Below are 21,139 nucleotides of genomic sequence, written 5' to 3'. Positions count from 1 at the left end.
CGCTGGAGTGCATTGCCGCGCAGGTCTCCGCGGAGGCCTGCGCTGAACCAAGCGCAATTCGGATTGAACGACTGACCAAACCGGCGCTGACGCTTTGCTCCCAGCGCCGCGGTTCAAGACCATCAGATTCACCCTAACGGCGACACCAGCGCCGCGGCCTCCGCCACGGCCTTTTCTCGAATGGCCGCCACGTCGCCGAGCGCCGTACCTTCCGCACGCACCGCCCGCACATCAGACAGACCAATCAGGGACAGGATGGTTTTCAAGTAAGGCAACAGATAATCGTAGTTTGCGCCATCGCCATGCGAATAGATGCCTCCGCTAGCGACCAGCGCGATCACCTGCTTCCCCGCGGGCAAAAGCCCTTGCGGCCCTTCTGGCGTGTAACGGAATGTCTTGCCGGCACACACCACATAGTCGAGCCATGCCTTGACCGAGGCGGGCAAGGAAAAGTTGTACATCGACAGGCCCATGACGATGACGTCGGCCTGTTCCACCTCGCGGATCAGTGCATCGCAGAGCGCCGCGGCAGCGTCGTCCGCCTGTTCCGGGCGGCCGAGATACAGAGGAAGCATCTCCGGCTGCATCGCCGGCAATGGGTCCTTGACCAGGTCGCGCTGCACCACCACGGTCGCAGGATGAGCAAGCAGTTGCGCTTGCACGTAGGCATGCACCATTGCACGGGAAATCGAGCCAGACACATTGATGCTGCTGTTGAGAACGAGAAGCCGCGTCATCGAGAAACTCCGTCAGGAAAGATGCGCTACGCTAACGAAGCTCGAAAACTTAAAAAACTGCTGCCAACCTGATGATGACCATCAAGATTCCAGATGGAGATGCGTTCTCGCTCGATCAACTGCGCATTTTCATCGCGGCAGCCGACCACGGAAGTTTTTCTGCTGCGGCACGCGCACTGGGCAAGGCGCAATCGTTGGTGAGCCACAGCATTCAACGCATGGAAGAGCAACTTGGCGTGACGCTTTTTGACCGAAGCGCCTACCGCCCTGCGATCACGAGCGCCGGCAGTGCCCTCCTGACGCGGGCGCGTCGCATCTGCGACGAGGTGAATGTGTTCCAAGCGCTGTCGAGAGACCTGGCGTCTGGCGCCGAGGCGGAAGTCAGGCTGGCCGTGGACACGTTGTTCCCGATGTGCGACCTCTCGCGCCCTACGCGCTTTCAGCACTGCCTGGCCAGCCGTTTCGCCCAGCGTGCTCATGCACAACGCAGGCGAGGCGGCGGAAAAGGTGCTGGACCGACAGGCCAGCATCGGCTTGTTGGACGGGACGTCCGAGGTTCACCCGGAGCTGGAAGCGGTGACCGTGGCCACCGTGCCGATCATTACCGTGGCCTCGGCACATCATCCTTTGGCCGCGATCGCGAAGACCGTCGCAGCGGAAGACCTGAAGGACCATGTGCAAATCGCCCTGCTCGATCCAGCGGCGAGGTCCAGAACGGACATGTCCTTCCATTCGCCCAATGTCTGGCACATCGACGACCTGGGCGCCGCCTACGGCATGTTGCTCGCCGGACTGGGATGGGGAGGCATGCCACAGCACATGGTGATCAACGACCTGGCGGCGGAACGGCTCGTCGAATTGGCCTCCGCGACCTGGAAATCCGACCAGACGCTTCGAATCACGGTAGCGAAACGCAAAGACGCCGCGCTTCGGCCCGCAGCGGATTGGTTGTGGCGCCAGCTTGCAGGGATTGACTCCGGTCATCCAGGCCCACGAGCCCCTCTGTCCCAAGGCATGGAGCGCGCTCGATAGCGTCGCCGGCATGCGGGCCGACGCCAGATGCGCCGGATCGCCCGGGACTGGAGAGGGTGAGCAAGGACGACACGAGCCCAGTCGCCACAGCAGGTTGGCGTTATCGGGACACGGACACGGCGACCACAGCGGCGCGACAGCAGGAAAGGTCGCGGGACATCAACAGCGTGATTGTGGAGCGGTCCGGCGATTGCGGAGCGCGCACAGTGTCCCGGAAGCTTGCAGGACGTGGAGCGGGCGAAGGGAACAGAACCCAACTCACCCTAACCCATTGATCCGCCTAGATTTCAAGCAGAACAAGGAACCCAAAAAACAACACCTCGAACGATACCTAATCTAGCAAGGCTCACATCCTGACTCAAGCTGGCAGAGTCCCATTTCGAGCGGTAGCACTTCCCAGGGCTGCGCTTGATCAACGACGCTTGCGAGGCTTTTCCCAAGTCAACTCGCCCGTGAGTTCGGGCAAGCCCCCGTCGTCCTCCCAGCTCTTCCCGAAGCGGTCGTGCTCAACTTCCGGAAGCTCTTCTTGATCGAACCACAACAAGGATATCGTGGTGTCCCTGAGCGAAAAGTGCCTTGCGATCTCGCAAAGCTCAAGACCCTTTTCCCAGTTCTCAAACCAGATGTCTTGTGCCACCCAGGCCGAGTCGGCGCCGTTCTCCCCCGACTCGCGCGGATATCCTGGGGCTTGCTTGCCTGATGGTGCGTGCGCCACGTGTTTACACGGCGCTTCGAAAAGATCCGCACCCTTTTGTCATAGAGATCTCTGACCAGGAAGGCAACGAGAGAAAGCAGAAGCACAAGGCGTCAATGGATAAGCTCTTTGACCGCAGCCCAAACGCGGACGCTGTTCGACGCCTTGTGCATCATCTCTTTCCGGCTGCTGCCCAAGCCAGTGGGGGCCACTCCCACATCCGCTCTTCGGAGGTGGAAGGCCATATTGCAGCACCAGGTCGGCTTGGCATCGCCTTGGGCATGTCCATCGGCCAAAGTGATGCCTCAATCGCCGACGCTAGACGCTATCTGCTGGATGCAACAAGTAGACAAAAAATCAACGCAAAACTGACGACTGAGAACATCTACGGCTTCATGGACATCTTGGGGAAAACAAGGGCAGCACTTCCCATTGGCTGGGTGAAGGACAAGGTCACTCTTTGCCAGGATGTCGCGATGCTGATCGATCAACCCACGCTCAAATGGGATCGAGAAGTCTTGCGCCGATCACCATTGAGCATCGAAGACTCCTGCCTCAAAGCAATCGAAAGCATTGCAGCGGGGGAGACACCCAATATCGCCGGTCAAGTTGCCGATGCGATTGTGCGCAACCCAAGGGCCCTCACGATTGCAAGTTTGATCATTACCAACACCATAGATCAGAGCGTAGCCAAACACCCCTACTCTATTGTCCTGAGCAAGCCTCAGTTGAAAAGGGCAGCGGAGCGGTTCACCGCGAGCGTGGAAGCTTCCGTATCCCGTGGAGCGCTATGGGTGTTGCGAAGTCCTGGCCGGATCCTCAACGCGGTCACCAGTGCCAATGTCAAAGGCACCAAATCGGTTTTCGCTGCATTGAAGAAGCAAGATCCTTCGCTGGACCTGTTCGCTACCCACTTCTTTGAGAGTGGTTATAGCTCAGCGCACGGCGTTTCGTTTTCCGTGCGTTCTTACCTTTGCACCGAAAAATTCATCAGCCTCAACAGCCTTCGTGCCCACGCGCGTCAGCGTTTGAAAAATGAGCTTCCTCGGGACGTTACGATGGCATGGCGGTCAGTGGCCGAGGATCAATCGTTCTACATCGATGGCGAAAAAGGGCGTTGGTGATTCGCATCATACGAGGTTTTCTGTTGGCTCTTGCTGAGCCTGCTGCTGCTCGGGCCAGTCGAGTTCATCGTCGGCCCCCTGATGTCCCGGCGGCCCTGCGCAAAGCCCCTCAGCCATGCCATGGTGGGTGAAGTGGCCTGGACGATGGGGCTAGTTTGGCTTGGTGAGCTTCAAAGTCCTATCGGGTGAGTTCGCATGATGGCATCAGAAAAATCTGAGAAGTGGCGCGGCCACCACCTATGCCTAGAACCACTGCGTCGCTCCAAGATCAATCCCATCATAGTGTCAGCTAGAGCATCCTAGATCGAACGGATGACCAACGAAATCAGCATCACAAGATCTTCTAGCTCACAAAAAAGCCCCGATCAGATCGGGGCTTCTCTTCTGCTGACGATTGGGGACATCAGTCAGGATACTTGGGAAACTTCAACCCTTCTTGGGCGGGCCACCGAAAAATCCCAGTTCGATCCACAGCGCCAAGGCGCGCACAGCAATTTCTAGTGAGTGACTGTCTTCATATCTCCCTAGACGCAGCGCCGCTAGCGACTGGACCTCAGGTGGCATCATGAATGCCGCTTTCTTCTCGCCTTTAGCTCTCTTCTTGACGACGAAGCTAAACGGCATCAAAGGCCAATATCGAATGGTCGGCCACGTGTGAGTCGAATATACCCTGGTGAGCGATGAAGGCTCCATCTGCGCCGAGATCTTGGCACCATCGCTTCCGACGCCAGAGAAGCGAAGCAACCCGTCCTTTTCGCCGGCAACAGATAGCCCGATTTTCGCAAAAGCGTCTCTCGCTACCTCATTGAATATTTGCTTCCGCGCAACAATCGCTTCGCCTCCTTTCAAATCAATGGCCGCTCCACGCGTGACGATGCAGAGATTTTCAACCTCTTGTTCGACGCTTTCTTGATAGGCCGGCAGATGCGCAGAGAGCATCTGTCCGAGTTGCTCAGGAAAGAACCGCACGAGCAAATCACGCTTTCGCAAGAAATCGAGAATAGGGTCATCCAAGATAAGACCGACGGCTTTTTTCACTTCTTCTCGAGAGGTGGCTTCCGACTCCGCAAGTCGAACGCCAAGCTCACTCTCGCGGCCGTTGGCAGCAACAAATAATTCTGGGGATGACTGATTTTCAATGAACTTCTGATAGCTATCAGACCCAAAAATAGTCGTTGCGAGAGCCATCTCACCTTGAATACTGGAAAATCCCCGATCGACGAAAATCTCGTCAATCGGGGCCAGGCCTAGCTTTTCGTTTGAAATTTGCAAAATGAAGATCGCCCTTACTTTTCCGGATACAACCGGTTTCCGAATGTGGGCAACACATACCAAGGAGATACGTTTTTCATATCCCTCAAGGTGCGATCAATCTCTTGACCCACTGGATAATCCACCAAGTCCGCCCTATAAAAAACCAAGCCCGTATTCCCAGGGTGCGTGTCGTGATAGAGCGTTAGCTGATAGACTTGACGCAAAAATCCCCTGCCAACCTGGATAGTCCCAAGATAATCGCCATCCTTGAAAAGATTACCAGTTGACTGACCGGCAGTCCAGCCTGTGCACATCTTACTTTTTTCGTCTGTGACAGGCCTATTCGCAGACTTCAAGTAACGAGTTATCTGAGGCTTTGCTATCCGGCGGTAAAGCTCTTCGTTATCACGATTCGAGATTGGCTTCAACTCAAAGACAGTCTTTCTGATTGGATTATAAGCGTCAGGGCGGCCGCTCTCAAAGGTTCCGCCATACGTGTCGTTGGCACCGTATCCCATGCCCGTGACTTTTGCGCTAAAAAATTGATGAGCGGCTGTGCCTACCATCAGCTTATTCCACCAGCCCGGGACCTCATCACCCGCAGGCTCCCACTCCAACCCAAACGGATCGGCTGCCGAAAAGGGCTGAGAACCCGCATAGCTGAAAGTGGAAACGCCTCCATTTAGCCCTATTGGATCGGATTGAATATAGCGACCACTAACCGGATCATAATCCCGAAATGCGTTCTGATTAAGGCCGCTGGCAGGGTCATATAGCTGGCCCGGATAGCGCATATCCAGAGAAAATCCAGCCCCGTCCATGTCCGGATCTTCGTTTGGAGGACTCGCTCCAAAAGACTCGCCCATCAAGTCCCACTTCCATACCGCCTTGTCTTGGGCAGGGTCAATGACGACCCGTGGGGTGCCGAGATGATCGGCCTCCACATACTTCAAACGATTGGTTGAACTACTGGCACCTTGCAGCAGGCCAACCGGCTGGTCATCAAGCCAGATTGCTTGCTGGATGGCTTGCCCGGCGCCGTCGAAGTCACCCAGCCAATGACCCGCAGGATCGTAAAGCCTGTGAATTGCCCCACCTGCGGTGGTGCGCTTCGCCTGCTGGCCATGGCCGTTATAGACGTATGTGCCAAGCACGGCACCGCTGGATTTGGATTCGGACATCCGACCAGCATCGTTGTAGATGAACTCTTTCGAAGCGCCCCCAATCGACATCGTGTTGCCAGAGCTATCGTAGGAACGCGCCTGCCCAGCGATGCTCGATAGCCGATTGGTGTTTGCCTGATACGAGTAGGCCTGGTTTCCGGAGGCTGTTGACAGCCCGGAGCGATTTCCAACCGCGTCATAAGAATAGGACTCGATCGAAACCCCAGTCGCGCCGTCTCGGAAGTGCGCGAGTCGTCCTACACCATCGTAGTCCAGCGTAGCGCGCTGCGTCGTTCCAGCAGCATAGCCAAGCCCAACCAAGCGCCCCGATGCGTCATAGCTTAGGCCTACGTCAATGCCACCGTTCCCAGCGTCCTTGATCGATTTGGCACGATAACTGCCGTCAAATGTCCGCGACAACGTTCTGCCGTTGCCGTAGGACCAAGCGGTAGCAGGTCCGAAGGGCGCATAAGTCACCCCCTCAAGCAGCGCTTCCACACCGGTGCTTGGCGTATCGATACGCAGAGCAGAAACACGCCCCTGCGCACCGTAGGCATAATTGACGATTGAGCCGTCCGGATAGGTTCTTGAAGAAATCCTTCCTGCGGCATCGTAGGTGTCCACAACGCTCAGAAGCGTGCCGTCACTTGCGGTGAAAGACGTCCGAACCAGGTCTCCAAAACTGTTGTAGCAGTATTTGGTCTCGCCACTCTGATCCAGCATGCGAGTCAATCTTCCCACGACGAATGTCTCCGCCTGAGCGCAGCTATTCTGCACCTCGTCATACACATAATGGATTAAGGCGTCGCTACCGGACTTTACTGAGGTCAGACGGTTGAGCGCATCAAAAGTTCGGGTTGTAACCACACCACGCGCATCCGTCGTCTCAACCCTATTGCCAGCAGCATCTACGCCATGTTTGCTGATCCCGGTGTCCGGGCTCTCAAGTCCGACAGAATCGCCAAGCGTATTGAACGAGTAAGTCGTGGTCAGTCCATTGGGATCCTTCACCGAATCCAGGTTGCCCAACGAATCGTAATGGTAGTCGGTTTTCTGATTAAGGCCCGTCGCATCATTTACAGCCTGCGTCAGTCGTCCTAACGCATCGTAGTGCCGTTCATTCACGATGTTCAACGCCGACGTGGTCGAGGTCAGCCGGCCCTCGGCGTCATACCCCAACTCGGTCGCGTTGCCATCATGATCTGCCTGGGTCACAGCCTGACCCAACGAGTTGTAGATCGTGGAGTTCTGACGACGCACCACGTTGTTGCTGTCGGTTATGGTCTCCTGGATACGATTTCCATCGTTGTCCAATGTGTAGGCAAGCTGTGCCCCGGAATTGTCGGTGACCTTTATCAGGCGCCAAGCTGCGTCGTAGTCGAACTTCCTCCAAGTGCCGTCCGGGCTTGTGATTTTCTTAACCTTCCCGGTTGGCCAATACTCATATAGCGTGACCCGATCATACGATGACGGCGCGCCTTGGGCTCGAACGGTGACGGAAGATACGTCGCCTCTCGGTGTATACGTAGTAGACGTCACAACCCCGTTTCTATCTTTGGCCGAGGTCACGCGCCCCATTGGGTCATAGGAAAGCATCTCGGTGCTTTGCCCCAGAGCATTGACTACCTTCCATAGATCGCCGTTGCGATAAGCGCAAGCACCCCCGGTTGAGCAAGAAGGATCGTCAGAGGCGTAATAGAAATACTGGGTGACATCGTTCACGTCGAGGCGCGGACCATCAATTGCCTTGAGCAGCCCCAAAAGCGGGCAGTTGCCACCCGCTGCAACATCCGCAGCCTCACAGTAGGAGTAGGTGGTGGTTCTTTCTCCCACCGCCTGCACCTATCTGGCTTGCCGCTGCCAGTTGGAGCCTCCCATTTCTGATGAATTCGGTTGACCCACCAGCATCCTGCACGCTCGCCACGCGATTTGACTGGTCCATGATGCGTTCGACAACAACACGCTCTGATGGCGTCCCCGCAGCTTCGGTTCTGCTCTGCAAGCGGTAGGTCGTCCCATCTACGGACTCTGACGAATACGCATAGTTGGTCACTATCCCCGATCGACTGCTCGATGAGGAAAGACGCCCTGCGTTCGGGCTATTTGTGCCGAAATATGAATACGTCCGTGTTCCCGCCGAGTCAGCGATCGAGATTATCTGCCGAGAGCCTCCTACCGTCGTAATTGCATAGGTCTCAACCTCTCCCAACGCATTAGTGACCTCAGCACCGCTCGGCGTGTAGGTGATAGAGGTCGCCCCGACACCGCCCGCCAGGTTGCTGCTTATTGCGCGCCCCTTTGCATCATAGGTGAAAGTGCTTTGCCTTGATCCAGACTCGTCGGTGATTCCAGTCAAATGGCCTGGAAAGCGGCTGTCCTCATAGTGGTAGATGCGTGAGTTGCCGTCGGGGTATGTCACCGACTGGAGGATCCGATCAGCATAGGCGAAGGTCGCCAAGGCCACCCCTGAGGATTCGATCGACGTAATCAATGCGCCGCTCGAATCGTCGCTATACTTATATTCTATATACCTGCCCTGCCCGGAGTGGACCTTCCAAAGCCTCGAGTATTGGTCATACTCGTAGTTGAGCGTCTGTCCATTTTCCTGGACAAACGATTGCAAGCGTCCACTCTGGTCAAACTGATAAATTCCAGAGGCTCTTCTCAGATCCCAGCCCGTGCTCGACGAGACTAAGACATCTCCGCTTCCGTCGGTGGCAGAGTAGCTTGTGCTGTCTACTGGGGCGAAGGTGGTTGTGTAGCCCGCGCCATTGATCAGGATGGCACTGGCTGTGGTTACGTTTAGTCTTAATCTATGACTGTCCGACCAGCCGGGACCATAGGCGCCAGCCTGGGTTGAGTAGCCCGAGTGGTAGGATCGAGTTAGGTCGATCCAAGCCAAACTTGCGTCACTCTCCTGCTCTACTTGCTCTCCTGTCTTAATATCGCAGGGATAACCGACCTGGGCACTCGGCGCGCCTTCGTCAGCTTGGCATTCGGATTTCTGCGTGACGATTGATGCGATAGCCCATTCGTTGACACAGCCGCCGAACGCATTCTTCCAGTTGGTAAAATATTGTTGCGGCGGACAGTCGTAATATCTAGTCCGCACGAGCTGCATCTGATCTTGAGCCACGTCGCAATCGTCTGAGTAATAGCGCGTCAGCGTGTAATCTTTGTTCTGCGCCTGGCCTCCGTCCGTGCCATCAGAATCGGTCGCATACCAGTCGCTGGTTAATTGGATACTCGGATATGGGCACGTCGGCTCGTTGGAGTATGTTATATCCAACTGCTCTTGCAGCGCTTCTTGTTCAGTTGGCCAGGAGTTGGCCATCTGATAGGCCCACTCTTTATCGTTGGGCTGCTTTATCCCTATCCAATAATTGATCTTAATGAGCCCTTGCCCTATATCCTCAACATCCCTTATCTCCTTAACATAAGAGAATATCCCATCATAAATTGATACAGGCGCCGGGATAGTCGAGATGGCTGCCTCAGCTTCTTGCTGTGTTTCGTATATGCCAACTTGCTGCCCGTTCAAATCATAAAGAGTAAAGGCCTGATCACTCTCTTGCGCAAAGCCAGTCTGAGCGACAAGCAAAAGCAGTAATGAAATGACAGCCAATGCCGCATTCGCAATCTTTTTCATCGCAACTCCTTTTTGCGAAGCGCGCCGTTCAATCAATTGAGATCGAAAACGACGCTCCTAGCAATCCATGCCATTTGGCGGGCTCAACCGCCTTGATAGATATCACGCTCGTGGACACCGATCAAGTGACCAATGTCGCATTACGAAGCGCAATGAAGTCTGCCCGCAAAAAAGCCCCCAGCTGATCGGGGCTTTGGGTCTACCGCCTACTGAGATATCAGCCAGGATACTTCGGAAACTTCTCTTCCGGGTGGTTCTTTTTCCACTCTTGATAAGCCGAGGTTCCTTCCCAAGCCTTGAACGCCAAGGGCGTGCGTCCGCGACCAGACCAAGTCTCTTGAGTGTGCGGAAGCCAGTATTTTGGAGCCACTTCCTTTTTAGAGGTAGCTGCCTTCTTAGGCCTTGCCGCACCATTGATGACAAAGCCCGCAATTTCAGAGCGCTGCTTGGCGTTGAAATACTCAGCAAACTCGCCGAGCAGCTTCACTACTTCGGTGAAAGCCTCGGTGGCCTGATCCTGCCGAAGTTGGGCTTCTTGCTCTTCCAGCTTGCGAAGCTCTTCCTCCAACTTGGCCTTAGCGGAGGTGATCGATTCCAAAGATTTTTTACTCACAGACGCCCTTTAATAAGATAGAACCAACGGCTTGACATGCTCCGTTATTCGATTACAAAAAGCAAGCCACCCTCATCGACGACACTAACATGAAAGTTGAACAATTTTGGAATAAGGCATTTCTTGCCGCGCTTACCCGTTTGCCTGCTGAAGAAGCCAAGACTGAAGCTGACCAAGCCACCGAGCTTTGCATTCAACATTGGCAGTCGAATTACCGCCATTTTGCTCCTCAATACAGGACACGCTGGCAAGACCAAAACATTGCAAGCGTCCCTGGCCCTTTGAAACCTTCGGTCCGACTTAGCGAGGAAGAGCCGGCAGAACCGGCAAGAAAGAAGAGCAAGGTCAACTAAAGCAACCGCCGGAACCCTGGCTGGTTTGAGTCTTTTTTTGGTGAGGAGGGAGCCTTCTCATGTGCCGGGGGTAGAGCATCCTCGAGTCGCAGCTTGACTCCACTCACATTGCCAAGCTCAAAGCGAACGTATCCTATAGTTTCAGTTTCCAAAACCCCATGAACATACTTAACTAACCGCCTGACTGTGGTCCCGGAGGATGCATCATAAAAAACGCTCATTGCGTCGAAATCCTCAAAGCCCGATTGGAACCATTCTTTAGCGATTTTCTCAACGGAAGAAGGATCGTCGTCCAGCTCAAATTTCACTGAAAGCTCATCCAGACAGTCGATAAAATCCCCGGCCGCGGATTCGACATTCATATGAGTGTCATTGGTAATCGCGATCGCTCCCAGCACCTGCCCTTCCATATCTTGGACGCAAAGCGCAACAGCACTCGGTTTTTTCTGATTCATGCCCGTTCCTTGAAATGAGTTGATGCTCAGATTAGCCCACGGCCAGCGTTGTTGCTCTCACCCTATTCCGCCTAATTCGCTACATCCTTACACAGCCAAAGAGTATAGGGAGGGAGAGAAATAGAGGATCGAACTTGGCAAGCGTGGCCACACGATCAGGCAAGGTCCGGCGATCAATGTAGAACTTCTCCAACACCCCCTGCCCGCGCGCATGACCCGTGATTGCCGCGATGGCTGAGGCCGACACACCCGCCTCATCCAAACGCGACGCGATGGTGTGGCGAAAGCCATGGAAGCCTTGCCCCTTCGCGGTGATTCCTTGACGTTTAATGTAGACCGAAAACTGTCGACTCAACTGTCGACCAAAGCCCAGTCCGGTGCTATTGGGCAGATGAGGAAAGATCTGCGTGTGTCCTGCCTGGCGCACTTCATCGATGTAGATCAGAAAACCCGCATCGATCACGGGCTTGGCCAACGGCACAAAACGGCGGCTGTTCTTGTTCTTGACGCTTTGGCCCTTCCCGCCCTGCCGCACGAAAAACCCTGGCACCCCATCGATCGTGTCGATGTCCTCCACCCGAAGCTGCGCGATCTCGTTCACGCGCGCTCCCGAGTAGAGCCCAAGCATCGGGCCAAACCACCTGTGCGGATACTTTTTGGCCCATGCCGGGAAGGCCACCGGATCGAAGATGGCCTTCAACTGGTCATCAGTGAAGGGCTCACCTGTGTCGTCGGCGTCAGGCGTGGCAATCGCCCGGATACCCGCCAGCGGGTTGCTTGCCAAAAGCCCTGCCGAGACCAGCGACACGAAGAACACCGACAGACGCTGACGGTGCTTGGCAACCGTCCAGGCGGCAGGCTCGGGAACCTGATTGGTTTGGGCAAGCGCCACCACCTCCATGACGGGAAGGCCCTTGTAGGGCGCGCGCTTGGTCGCATTCGACGGCCACCACCGCACGACATCGAAAAAGGTGCGCACATGGTCTGCCGTCAACTCAGACACCGCCAAGTCTTGCCCCACGCGCCCGCGAACAAACGCAGCGAGTGGCGGCTTTCAAGCACTGTCTTGCTGTGGAGCTTGGCGCGGCCCAAGTCCCCCAAGTGATCCGCAATCGCTTTGGACAACAGCGGGCCAGACGCTTTGGCCTTGCCGGTGCGCCAGCCACTTGGCTTGGTGGGCGCGGCAACCTCGGCGGCTGGCTCGCGCAACAGCTCAGCAAACAATGCTGCGTCCTCGGGGGTATCGATCTGGGCCTTACCGAGATGCGTGCCATTAGGCAGCGTCACATCGGTCAATGTGAGTTCGCGTAGTCCTTGCTCTCGGATGCGGCGCAGCACTTCGTCCAGATCCACCGGCTTCCCCTGCCTCAATGCTTGGAACGCGTTCGATAGTGCCATCCCCATGTAGGCAGACACCAGACGCGCAGCATCGCCGGGGCGAAGATGGAGAGGACGAACGAGATATCGCGAGCCGACTTGCCCCCGCAAATCAGCAGGAACCAAGAAGCGCACATAGAGGCCTGATGGCCGATGCAGCAAGAGGGGTTTTGGCAAAAACGATACCTCAAACGATACCTAGGGAGGTCGTTCGAGGCGGTCTTCAGCCGGGATGAATAGTCGGCGCGATCAACAACTTAGCGCTAGCATTCGCGAGACTGGAGCGGGCGATGGGAATCGAACCCACGTCAGTAGCTTGGGAAGCTACAGCTCTACCATTGAGCTACGCCCGCGTTGCCGGTGCAGTCTATGCGCTGGGCCGGGGGTTGCGCAAGAAATCGACGCGATGCGGACTGCAGCCTACGGACAAAACCGACACGGCTCGGCAGGGCGCCGTGGATATGCAGAAGGGCTTCAGTCCCGACAGCTCGAGATCCGAGGCGTCGGGGCTGAAGCCCCTCCCACATCTGGCATCCAATGCCGTCGGTCTACGCACCCTATCCGCCCTACCTCGCCCGGCACGCAGCCGGACAAGGCGGGCGAACGGACGGTGCTTAGAAGCTGCCGCCGAAGTTCACGAACAGCGAGGTGTCGTGCGCGCGCGACTGGCCGGTGGTGGTGGCGATGCCGACGTTGCTCTCGAAACCCCACAGCTTGGTCCGCGCACCCAGCACCACCGACGCGTAGTTGCGGTCGAAGTCGATGCCCGGCACCGCGTACTCGCCCAGGTCGGACATGGTCTGCAGCCACGCGGTGGCTTCCTGGTTCTTCTTGAACTCGTGGTCGTAGGTGGCCTGCAGGTACGGCTTCACCGTGCCGGCGTCGATGCTGGCCTTCCAGCCGATGCGGCCAACCATCGACTCCACGTCGCGGTCGCTGTAGCCCAGCGCGCTGGAGTTGGGGTTGCTCTCGGTGTAGCCGTCGAGCTTGACCTTCTGCCAGATCGCCGCGGCCACCGGGCCGTGCTTGAAGCTGCCTTCGCCGAACTCGTAGCCGCCCTGCAGCGCCGCGGTCAGGTTGCTGCCGTCCGGCGAGCCCTTGTGCTCGATGGTGGCCGGGCCGAGGTTGACCTTGCGGGTGACGTCGTAGCTCAGCCAGGTGTAGCTGACCTGGGCGTTGACCCAGGCATGCTCGCCGTACCAGCCGGCGAAGCCGCCCAGGGTGCTGTCGTCCTGGGTGTAGTCGCCGCCGCGGTTGCCGAAGTCGGCATCGGTGCGACCGAAGCCGCCGAAGCCGCCGAACACCCACTCGCCGCGCGACCAGTCCACGCCGAACAGGCCGGCCGGCGCCATGCCGTCGTACAGGTCGCCGTGCTGGTAGCGCTGCATGTCGCCGCGCAGGTTGCCCCACCAGCGCACGCCGTCCGATTCCGGGCGGCCATCCACGTGCCAGGCGACCTGGTCGGCGCGCGAGCGGCCGACCATCTGCGCCGAGTGGGTCAGGATCTGCTGGGTGCGCGGACCTTCCAGGATCGACAGCGCGTACTGCGCCAGCAGTTCGTGGGTGCGGCCGGTCGGATGCACGCCGTCGGCGAACACATAGGTGTCGGCCGCGTCGGCGCTGACGTAGCTGGTCGGGTTGCAGGTCAGCGACTGCGCGGTGACCTGCGGCTGGCAGGCGGTGCCGGTGACATTGCTGAAGCCGTAGGTGCCCGGGTTGGCCACCACTTCCTGCAGCAGGTGGAAGGTGTCGACCGGGATCACCCGCAGCCCGGCGCTCTTGAGGCCGGCGAACAGCGCGTTGTTGTAGGCGGCCGCCAGCGCGGTGCCCTGCGCCATCGCCGCGGCGCCGCCGGCGCGGAAGCGCGGGGTGATGCCGACGTCGGGCAGGTTGTTGACCATGACGTAGCGCGCGCCGGCGTTCTGCAGGCTGGCGACGATGCCCACCTCGGCGGTCACCGCATTGCCGATGGTGGCCTGCACCGGCGCACCGCCGGCGATCGCGAACAGGTCGTTGGCGCCGCCCCACACCGAGTACAGCGCATTCGGGTCGGCCTTGCCGCCGTTGGCGGCCAGGTAGTTGCTGGCCTGGGTCGCCAGCGACGGCGCCACGCCCAGGGCGCTGGCGTTGGCCACGCCGACGCGGGCATTGCCGGCGGCATAGTCGTCGCCGATCTGGCCGTTGCCGTTGGCGGCGGCGTTGGTGCCGTAGTACTGGGCCACGTACTGCGCCCAGACGAAGTCCGGGTTGGTGGTGAACTGGCCGGTCACCGCCTGCACCGAGGCCGGCAGCAGCGGACGGTAATAGCCGGCGTCGGTCAGGCTGTCGCCGAAGAACACGGTGCGGCTGTAGGTGGTGGACTGCGCGAACGCAGGCGCGGCGGCGAGCACGATCGCGGCGGCGAGCAGCGAGCGGAGCGGACGGACGGACGAAGTCATGGAAGCCCTCCCGGGCAGAAATGGAACACGAAGTGGAACGAAACCGAGGTGCGGCCGCACCATACGTCGCCGCATGGCCGGCATCATTTCACCTCTGCCGGACACGCTCACGTTGCACTGCCGCAAGAACACGACTCGCACGCCAGCGGGCGCGCATTGCACAATGATGGCATGAACATCGAATTGAACGGCAGACAATGCACGCTGGCGCCGGCCACCACGGTGGCCGCGCTGCTGCAGGCCGAGGGGCTGGGGCAGCGGCGGGTGGCGGTCGAGGTCAACGGCGAGATCGTGCCCCGAGGCGCGCACGCCGAACACGAACTGCATGCCGGCGACCGGGTCGAGATCGTGCACGCGCTGGGCGGCGGCTGAATCGCGCCGCCGCGCGCCACGGCGCGGACTCGGCAGGGCCGGTGCGATGGGCGATAATCCGCCGATGAACGCTCCCGCCCCCCACGATGCGCTGGTGATCGCCGGCAAACCCTACCGTTCGCGCCTGCTCACCGGCACCGGCAAGTTCGCCGATCTCGAACAGACCCGCCTGGCCACCGAGGCCGCCGCCGCGCAGATCGTCACCGTGGCGATCCGCCGCAGCAACATCGGCCAGAACCCGGGCGAGCCCAACCTTCTCGACGTGCTGCCGCCCGAGCAGTACACCATCCTGCCCAACACCGCCGGCTGCTATACCGCCGAGGATGCGGTGCGCACCTGCCGACTGGCACGCGAACTGCTCGACGGACACAACCTGACCAAGCTGGAAGTGCTGGGCGACCAGCGCACGCTGTTCCCGGACGTGGTGCAGACGCTCAAGGCGGCCGAAATGCTGGTGGCCGACGGCTTCGAGGTAATGGTCTATACCAGCGACGACCCGATCCTGGCCAAGCGCCTGGAAGAGATCGGCTGCGTGGCGGTGATGCCGCTGGCCGCGCCGATCGGCTCCGGCCTGGGCATCCAGAACCGCTACAACCTGCTGGAGATCATCGACAACGCCAAGGTGCCGATCATCGTCGATGCCGGCGTCGGCACCGCCTCGGACGCGGCGATCGCGATGGAGCTGGGCTGTGACGGCGTGCTGATGAACACGGCCATTGCCGGCGCGCGCAATCCGGTGCTGATGGCCAGCGCCATGCGCAAGGCGGTGGAAGCCGGCCGCGAGGCGTTCCTGGCCGGGCGCATCCCGCGCAAGCGCTACGCCAGCGCCTCCTCGCCGGTGGACGGGCTGATCGGGTGAGGCCGCAGGCATGACCGATCCGTTCTCCAGCGCCGGCGCCAAGACCCCGCCGAAACCCTTCACCGTCGAGGAAGGGCACCGCCAGGTGCGCAGCTTCGTGCTGCGCCAGGGCCGCTTCACCCCGGCCCAGCAGCGCGCGTTCGATGCGTTGTGGCCGCGTTTCGGCCTGGATTACAGCGGCCAGCCGCGCGACCTGGACGCCACCTTCGGCCGCAGCGCGCCCAAGGTGCTGGAGATCGGCTTCGGCAACGGCGCCGCCTTGCGCCATGCCGCGCAGCACGACCCCAGCCGCGACTACATCGGCATCGAGGTGCACGCGCCGGGCGTCGGCCGCCTGCTCAACGCGCTGGCCGAGGACGGCGCCGACCACGTGCGCCTGTACCACCACGATGCGGTGGAGGTGCTGCAGCACGAGATCGCCGACGGCAGCCTGGACGAGGTGCGCATCTACTTCCCCGACCCCTGGCACAAGAAGCGCCACAACAAGCGGCGCCTGCTGCAGCCGGCCTTCGCCGCGCTGCTGGTGCGCAAGCTGCGCGACGGCGGCCGCCTGCACTGCGCCACCGACTGGGCCGACTACGCCGAGCAGATGTGGGACGTGCTCGACGCCACCCCCGGCCTGGTCAACCGCGCCGGCCCGCGCGGCCACGTGCCGCGCCCGGACTGGCGCCCGCAGACCCACTTCGAGACCCGCGGCCAGAATCTGGGGCATGGGGTGTGGGATTTGCTGTATGACCGGGAATCGGGAACGGGGAATGGGGAATCGGAAGCGCCCTCGTCTGCCGCCCCCCGATAGCGTCGACCTGCGACGACCGGCCGCTTCTGCCATTCTCCATTCCCGATTCCCCATTCCCGGCCTCGCATGGACACCGCGCTGACGCTGACCACCGATATGAAGCTCGTGCTCGGGCTGGTGGGCTTCACCATGGCGATGTTCGTGTTCGAGCGGATCCGTGCCGACGTGGTGGCGCTGGTGGTGCTGGTGGTGCTGGGGGTGACCGGCCTGATCGCGCCGGAGGAGCTGTTCAGCGGCTTCTCCGGTAATGCGGTGATGAGCATCATCGCCACCACCATCCTCGGTGCCGGGCTGGAACGCACCGGTGCGCTGAACCGGCTGGCGTCGTGGCTGCTGCGGCGCGCGCGCGGGGTCGAGGAGCGGCTGATGCTGCTCACCACCGCCATCGCCGGGCTCAATTCCTCGTTCATGCAGAACCCCTCGGTGATGGCGCTGTACCTGCCGGTAGCCTCGCGCCTGGCCGGGCGCACCGGGCTGACCCTGCAGCGGCTGCTGCTGCCGATCGCCGCGGCCATCGTGATGGGCGGCGCATTGACCATGGTCGGCAACTCGCCGCTGATCCTGCTCAACGATCTGCTGCAGTCGGCCAACAACAACCTGCCTTCGGGCATGGCCACCATCGAGCCGCTGCGCATGTTCGCGCCGCTGCCGATCGGCGTGGCGCTGCTGCTGGCCTCGCTGATCTACTTCCGCGTGCGCGGCGACAAGGCGCTGGCCGAAGAAGAGCGGCTGATCAACGACGGCGTCACCCCGGCGCGCACCGAGAGCTATTTCGCCCGCACCTACGGCATCGAGGGCGATGTGTTCGAGCTGATCGTCAGTGCCGACAGCCCGCTGGTCGGCATGACCCTGGGCGAGGCCGAGACCGTGCACAACGCCCCCCTGCTGCTGGCCCTGAAGACCGGCAACGACACCCGCCTGGCACCGCCGGCGGACATGCGCATCTGGGTCGGCAGCGTGCTCGGGGTGATGGGCGCGCGCCAGCAGGTCGCCGATTTCGCGCAGAACCAGTTCCTGCGCCTGTCCTCGCGCCTGCGCAACCTGGGCGACCTGTTCAACCCCAGCCGCGCCGGCATCTCCGAGGCGGTGATCCCGCCGACCTCGCGCTTCATCGGCAAGAGCGCGGCCGAGTTGCGGCTGCGCAAGCAGGCCGGCATCAGCCTGCTGGCGATCAACCGCGACAAGCAGGTGATCCGCGAGGACGTGCGCAAGGTGCCGCTGCGCGCCGGCGACATGCTGGTGTTCCACAGCATCTGGCAGGACCTGGCGCAGGCCTCGGAGAGCCGCGATTTCGTGGTGGTCACCGACTACCCCAAGGGCGAGCACCGCCCGCACAAGTTCAAGATCGCGATGACGATCTTCGCCTTGACCATCCTGATCGCGCTGACCTCCAAGCTGCCGGTGGCGCTGACCCTGATGACCGGCGTGGCCGGCATGCTGCTGACCGGCGTGCTGCGCATGGACGAGGCCTATGCCTCGATCAACTGGAAGACCGTGTTCCTGATGGCCGGGCTGATCCCGCTGGGCTGGGCGATGGACAGCAGCGGCGCGGCGGCCTGGGTCGCCGGCCACACCATCGCGCGCTTGCCCGAGGGCATCCCGATATGGGCGCTGGAGATCGCCCTGGGCCTGCTGACCACCGCGTTCTCGCTGGTGATCAGCCATGTCGGCGCGACCATCGTGATGGTGCCGATCGCGGTCAACCTGGCGCTGGCGGCCGGCGGCAATCCCACCGCGTTCGCGCTGATCGTGGCGCTGTCGGCGTCCAACAACCTGATGACCGCGTCCAATCCGGTGATCTCGATGATCACCGGCCCGGCCAACTACCAGCCGCGCGAACTGTGGCGCGTCGGCGGTCCGCTGTCGCTGATCTACACCCTGGTGGTGGTGCTGATGGTCAACCTGATGTCGATGGGCTGGTGGCACGCGCTGTAGCGCGCGCCGCATCGCAAGCGCGACCTGCGCCCTAGACCAGCACCACCTGCCCTGCCTGCACGTCCACCGGCACCGCGTGCAGGCTCTGGCCGCGGCACGGGCCGGACACGCACAGGCCGTCCTGCAGGTCGAACGCGGCGCCGTGCGCGGCGCATACCACATGGCCCTCGCGGCTCTTCAGGAACTGCCCCGGCGCCCAGTCCAGGCGGCGCCCGGCATGCGGGCACACGTTCAACCACGCGCGCACACTGTCGCCTTCGCGGTACAGCAGCAGCGATTCGGACTCGCCGCCGAGCAGCGCCTCGGCCTCGGCCAGTTCGCCGGGGACGAGGTCGTGCAGCGACGCCAGCACGTTGGAAGGGTCGGTCATGGGCTACAGGCGCGCACAGCGATGGGGCCGCAATTCTGGCACGGACGCGCGGACCCCGCGCCGGCGCGCGGCTTCACTCCGCGAGGACATGCAAGCGATTGAACGCAAAGTGTTAATTTTTCGCTTAACGAAGTTTTCACTCCGTCACATAAAACAGCGCCGATACTGCGCCCCTTCGGTTCAAACTGAAACAGAGTTCTGCCATGCGTGCTCGCCTCTTCAATTTCGACCAATTCCGGCATGTCTTCGCGCCGCGCAAGCCGCGCCATCCGCTGGTCAAGCTGGCGGTCGGCCTGCTGGGCCTGGCGATCCTGGCCGGGCTGGTGTTCGTCAGCGTGTTCGTGGGTGCGGCAATGATCCTGGGCGGCATCGCCATGAAGCTGCTGAGCCAGCGCGGCAAACGCCCGGCCACCGCGCGCCGGCATGTCGTCGATGGCGAGTACCGGGTGGTGCGCAAGCCGGCGTTGCCGTTGTAAAGCCGGGAGTGGGGAATCGGGATTGGGGATTCGTAAAAGCCGCATTCCTAGGCCTGTTGAAGTCGGGTTGAACCCGACACGCTAGACTGCTGCATCCCCTTCTCGTTGGATGCATGCCCATGAAAGACCTGTTCACCGCTGCCGAGGCTCCGCGCGTTCCCGTGCGCGGCCAGGGCCTGTTTCCGGTGCATCGCATCTACTGTGTGGGCCGCAACTTCGCCGACCATGCGCGCGAGATGGGCGCCAGCGCGCCGGCCTCCAAGGCCGAGCGCGGCCAGCCGACCTTCTTCATGAAACCGGCCGATGCGCTGGTGATCGGCGACGAGGCCATCCCCTACCCCTCCGCGACCCAGGACCTGCACCACGAGGTGGAACTGGTGGTGGCGCTGGGCCAGGACGCGCCGGCCGGCGTGCTGCCGGTGGAAGGCGCCGACGCGCTGATCCTGGCCTACGGCGTGGGCCTGGACCTGACCCGTCGCGACCTGCAGGCCGCGGCCAAGGCCAAGGGCCTGCCATGGGATATCGCCAAGGGCTTCGATGCGTCCGCGCCGATCAGCGAGCTGATCCCGGCCGGCGAAGTCGGTGCGCTGGAGGCGCTGAACCTGTCGCTGGAAGTCAACGGCGAGGTGCGTCAGCAATCGCTGCTGGATCAGATGATCTGGAACGTGCCGGAGATCCTGCACGAGCTGTCCAAGCTGTTCGCGCTGCGCGCCGGCGACCTGGTGTTCATGGGCACGCCGGCCGGCGTGGCCGCGCTGCGCCCGGGCGACCGCTTCAGCGCGCGCCTGGAGAACGTGGCCGAACGGCACGGCAGCATCGTCGGCTGAAGCCAAGCGCATGGTCGCGCGCCGTGCGCATGCCGTGATCCGACGACCACAGTCACTGCGCTAGGCTAGCGCCGCGGCGACAGGCCCGCACTGACAAGAGAGGAGTTCCGATGAGCATGATCCGCGAATTCAAGGAATTCGCCATGCGCGGCAACGTGCTGGACCTGGCGGTCGGCGTGGTGCTCGGCGCCGCGTTCGGCAAGATCGTCACCGCGCTGGTGGAGAAGATCATCATGCCGCCGATCGGACTGCTCGTGGGCGGCGTGGATTTCTCGCGTTGGGCCTGGACGCTGAAGGCGGCCACGGTGGACGCGGCGGGCAAGCCGGTGCCGGCCGTGGTGATCGGCATCGGCGATTTCCTCAACACCATCATCCAGTTCGTGATCGTGGCCTTCGCCATCTTCATGCTGGTCAAGGCGATCAACCGCATCGCGCGCAAGGAACCGCCGGCGCCGAAGGCCCCGAGCGAAGAAGTGCTGCTGCTGCGCGAGATCCGCGATTCGCTCAAGCACGAGCCGCGCCCCGAGTAAGCGTGACGGCGTGCGCGGCCTTCGCATGGAGGCCGCGCCGTGCACGACGGCGAGGCACTGCTAAGCTCGCCGTTCCTGTCCGCGG

Annotated in this window: 19 protein-coding genes, 1 tRNA gene and 2 pseudogenes; 11 read left to right on the top strand and 11 right to left on the bottom strand. The window is 60.9% G+C overall.

All coding sequences use genetic code 11. The annotated features are described in order from the left end of the window. Positions 1-128: 128 nt before the first annotated feature. On the bottom strand, positions 129-737 hold the full coding sequence (locus M3U25_RS08755) for an NAD(P)H-dependent oxidoreductase (protein ID WP_355498314.1): 609 nt from the start codon (positions 735-737) through the stop codon (positions 129-131). 71 nt (positions 738-808) lie between these two features. On the opposite strand from M3U25_RS08755, the pseudogene M3U25_RS08750 reads away from it, so the two are divergent. Beyond that, positions 809-964, top strand: a pseudogene (locus M3U25_RS08750) (LysR family transcriptional regulator); the annotation flags it as partial. 250 nt (positions 965-1,214) lie between these two features. Then, entirely contained in the window at positions 1,215-1,769 is a 555-nt protein-coding gene (locus M3U25_RS08745) for a substrate-binding domain-containing protein (RefSeq protein ID WP_355498317.1), read from the top strand. Positions 1,770-2,181: 412 nt separating this feature from the next. Here M3U25_RS08745 and M3U25_RS08740 read toward each other — a convergent pair whose 3' ends face one another. Continuing rightward, on the bottom strand, positions 2,182-2,406 hold the full coding sequence (locus M3U25_RS08740) for a hypothetical protein (protein WP_355498320.1): 225 nt from the start codon (positions 2,404-2,406) through the stop codon (positions 2,182-2,184). 173 nt (positions 2,407-2,579) lie between these two features. Here M3U25_RS08740 and M3U25_RS08735 point away from each other — a divergent pair, with 173 nt between their 5' ends. After that, on the top strand, positions 2,580-3,587 hold the full coding sequence (locus M3U25_RS08735) for a hypothetical protein (protein WP_355498323.1): 1,008 nt from the start codon (positions 2,580-2,582) through the stop codon (positions 3,585-3,587). A gap of 426 nt (positions 3,588-4,013) precedes the next feature. Here M3U25_RS08735 and M3U25_RS08730 read toward each other — a convergent pair whose 3' ends face one another. The 4 genes from M3U25_RS08730 to M3U25_RS08715 all read right to left on the bottom strand — a co-directional run bounded on the left by M3U25_RS08730 (position 4,014) and on the right by M3U25_RS08715 (position 10,266). Then, positions 4,014-4,859 (bottom strand): hypothetical protein, encoded by an 846-nt coding sequence (locus tag M3U25_RS08730; RefSeq protein WP_355498326.1) that lies wholly within the window; start codon positions 4,857-4,859, stop codon positions 4,014-4,016. Between the two features lie 14 nt (positions 4,860-4,873). Continuing rightward, entirely contained in the window at positions 4,874-7,726 is a 2,853-nt protein-coding gene (locus M3U25_RS08725; RefSeq protein WP_355498329.1) for an RHS repeat-associated core domain-containing protein, read from the bottom strand. A gap of 76 nt (positions 7,727-7,802) precedes the next feature. Beyond that, positions 7,803-9,653, bottom strand: a complete 1,851-nt coding sequence (locus M3U25_RS08720) for a DUF6531 domain-containing protein (RefSeq protein WP_355498332.1) — start codon at positions 9,651-9,653, stop codon at positions 7,803-7,805. A 217-nt stretch (positions 9,654-9,870) separates the two neighbouring features. Next, complete coding sequence (locus M3U25_RS08715) at positions 9,871-10,266, bottom strand: H-NS family nucleoid-associated regulatory protein (RefSeq protein ID WP_355498335.1); 396 nt, start codon at positions 10,264-10,266, stop codon at positions 9,871-9,873. An 89-nt stretch (positions 10,267-10,355) separates the two neighbouring features. Between M3U25_RS08715 and M3U25_RS08710 the strand changes: the two genes are divergently transcribed. Next, positions 10,356-10,619: a hypothetical protein gene (locus M3U25_RS08710; RefSeq protein WP_355498338.1), complete on the top strand. Its 264-nt coding sequence runs from the start codon at positions 10,356-10,358 to the stop codon at positions 10,617-10,619. Here the strand turns inward: M3U25_RS08710 and M3U25_RS08705 are convergent. The 4 genes and pseudogenes from M3U25_RS08705 to M3U25_RS08690 form a co-directional block, all read right to left on the bottom strand. Next, on the bottom strand, positions 10,616-11,074 hold the full coding sequence (locus M3U25_RS08705; protein WP_355498341.1) for a hypothetical protein: 459 nt from the start codon (positions 11,072-11,074) through the stop codon (positions 10,616-10,618). The genes M3U25_RS08710 and M3U25_RS08705 overlap by 4 nt on opposite strands. Positions 11,075-11,153: 79 nt before the next feature. Beyond that, a pseudogene (locus tag M3U25_RS08700) lies at positions 11,154-12,478 on the bottom strand (site-specific integrase). A 252-nt stretch (positions 12,479-12,730) separates the two neighbouring features. Further along, positions 12,731-12,804 (bottom strand) — tRNA-Gly (locus M3U25_RS08695). Positions 12,805-13,065: 261 nt separating this feature from the next. Then, entirely contained in the window at positions 13,066-14,889 is a 1,824-nt protein-coding gene (locus tag M3U25_RS08690) for an autotransporter domain-containing protein (protein ID WP_355498344.1), read from the bottom strand. A gap of 171 nt (positions 14,890-15,060) precedes the next feature. Here M3U25_RS08690 and thiS point away from each other — a divergent pair, with 171 nt between their 5' ends. From thiS to M3U25_RS08670, 4 genes are all read left to right on the top strand, one after another. Next, the gene (gene thiS / locus M3U25_RS08685) at positions 15,061-15,261 is read left to right on the top strand and encodes a sulfur carrier protein ThiS (protein WP_017914741.1); all 201 of its coding nucleotides are present in this window, start codon (positions 15,061-15,063) and stop codon (positions 15,259-15,261) included. Between the two features lie 64 nt (positions 15,262-15,325). Continuing rightward, positions 15,326-16,120: a thiazole synthase gene (locus tag M3U25_RS08680; protein WP_019796478.1), complete on the top strand. Its 795-nt coding sequence runs from the start codon at positions 15,326-15,328 to the stop codon at positions 16,118-16,120. A 10-nt stretch (positions 16,121-16,130) separates the two neighbouring features. Continuing rightward, complete coding sequence (gene trmB, locus M3U25_RS08675; protein WP_355498349.1) at positions 16,131-16,916, top strand: tRNA (guanosine(46)-N7)-methyltransferase TrmB; 786 nt, start codon at positions 16,131-16,133, stop codon at positions 16,914-16,916. 66 nt (positions 16,917-16,982) lie between these two features. Beyond that, positions 16,983-18,851, top strand: coding sequence for an SLC13 family permease (locus M3U25_RS08670; RefSeq protein ID WP_355498351.1), 1,869 nt, complete (start codon positions 16,983-16,985; stop codon positions 18,849-18,851). Positions 18,852-18,882: 31 nt separating this feature from the next. Here the strand turns inward: M3U25_RS08670 and M3U25_RS08665 are convergent, their stop codons facing one another. Next, on the bottom strand, positions 18,883-19,221 hold the full coding sequence (locus M3U25_RS08665; protein ID WP_160947568.1) for a Rieske (2Fe-2S) protein: 339 nt from the start codon (positions 19,219-19,221) through the stop codon (positions 18,883-18,885). Between the two features lie 203 nt (positions 19,222-19,424). On the opposite strand from M3U25_RS08665, the gene M3U25_RS08660 reads away from it, so the two are divergent. From M3U25_RS08660 to mscL, 3 genes are all read left to right on the top strand, one after another. After that, positions 19,425-19,697 (top strand): hypothetical protein, encoded by a 273-nt coding sequence (locus M3U25_RS08660; RefSeq protein WP_017910413.1) that lies wholly within the window; start codon positions 19,425-19,427, stop codon positions 19,695-19,697. A gap of 119 nt (positions 19,698-19,816) precedes the next feature. Then, positions 19,817-20,524, top strand: coding sequence for a fumarylacetoacetate hydrolase family protein (locus tag M3U25_RS08655; RefSeq protein ID WP_355498356.1), 708 nt, complete (start codon positions 19,817-19,819; stop codon positions 20,522-20,524). Positions 20,525-20,634: 110 nt separating this feature from the next. Continuing rightward, a complete protein-coding gene (gene mscL, locus M3U25_RS08650) occupies positions 20,635-21,054 on the top strand; it encodes a large-conductance mechanosensitive channel protein MscL (protein WP_019798175.1) in 420 nt (139 codons plus the stop codon). Positions 21,055-21,139 lie beyond the last annotated feature (85 nt).

This window comes from Xanthomonas sp. PPL134, from assembly GCF_040595915.1.
GTDB classification, from domain to species: domain Bacteria; phylum Pseudomonadota; class Gammaproteobacteria; order Xanthomonadales; family Xanthomonadaceae; genus Xanthomonas_A; species Xanthomonas_A indica.
The sequence above is the reverse complement of the archived record's forward strand: the minus strand, read 5'-3'. Positions and strand labels throughout refer to the sequence as shown.

Coding starts and splice junctions, on each gene's coding strand:
- M3U25_RS08680 (WP_019796478.1), top strand. CDS start 15,326: ATGAACGCTCCCGCCCCCCACGATGCGCTGGTGATCGCCGGCAAACCC.
- M3U25_RS08720 (WP_355498332.1), bottom strand. CDS start 9,653: ATGAAAAAGATTGCGAATGCGGCATTGGCTGTCATTTCATTACTGCTT.
- M3U25_RS08710 (WP_355498338.1), top strand. CDS start 10,356: ATGAAAGTTGAACAATTTTGGAATAAGGCATTTCTTGCCGCGCTTACC.
- M3U25_RS08705 (WP_355498341.1), bottom strand. CDS start 11,074: ATGAATCAGAAAAAACCGAGTGCTGTTGCGCTTTGCGTCCAAGATATG.
- trmB (WP_355498349.1), top strand. CDS start 16,131: ATGACCGATCCGTTCTCCAGCGCCGGCGCCAAGACCCCGCCGAAACCC.
- M3U25_RS08735 (WP_355498323.1), top strand. CDS start 2,580: ATGGATAAGCTCTTTGACCGCAGCCCAAACGCGGACGCTGTTCGACGC.
- M3U25_RS08755 (WP_355498314.1), bottom strand. CDS start 737: ATGACGCGGCTTCTCGTTCTCAACAGCAGCATCAATGTGTCTGGCTCG.
- M3U25_RS08660 (WP_017910413.1), top strand. CDS start 19,425: ATGCGTGCTCGCCTCTTCAATTTCGACCAATTCCGGCATGTCTTCGCG.
- M3U25_RS08655 (WP_355498356.1), top strand. CDS start 19,817: ATGAAAGACCTGTTCACCGCTGCCGAGGCTCCGCGCGTTCCCGTGCGC.
- M3U25_RS08745 (WP_355498317.1), top strand. CDS start 1,215: ATGCACAACGCAGGCGAGGCGGCGGAAAAGGTGCTGGACCGACAGGCC.
- mscL (WP_019798175.1), top strand. CDS start 20,635: ATGAGCATGATCCGCGAATTCAAGGAATTCGCCATGCGCGGCAACGTG.
- M3U25_RS08670 (WP_355498351.1), top strand. CDS start 16,983: ATGGACACCGCGCTGACGCTGACCACCGATATGAAGCTCGTGCTCGGG.
- thiS (WP_017914741.1), top strand. CDS start 15,061: ATGAACATCGAATTGAACGGCAGACAATGCACGCTGGCGCCGGCCACC.
- M3U25_RS08690 (WP_355498344.1), bottom strand. CDS start 14,889: ATGACTTCGTCCGTCCGTCCGCTCCGCTCGCTGCTCGCCGCCGCGATC.
- M3U25_RS08665 (WP_160947568.1), bottom strand. CDS start 19,221: ATGACCGACCCTTCCAACGTGCTGGCGTCGCTGCACGACCTCGTCCCC.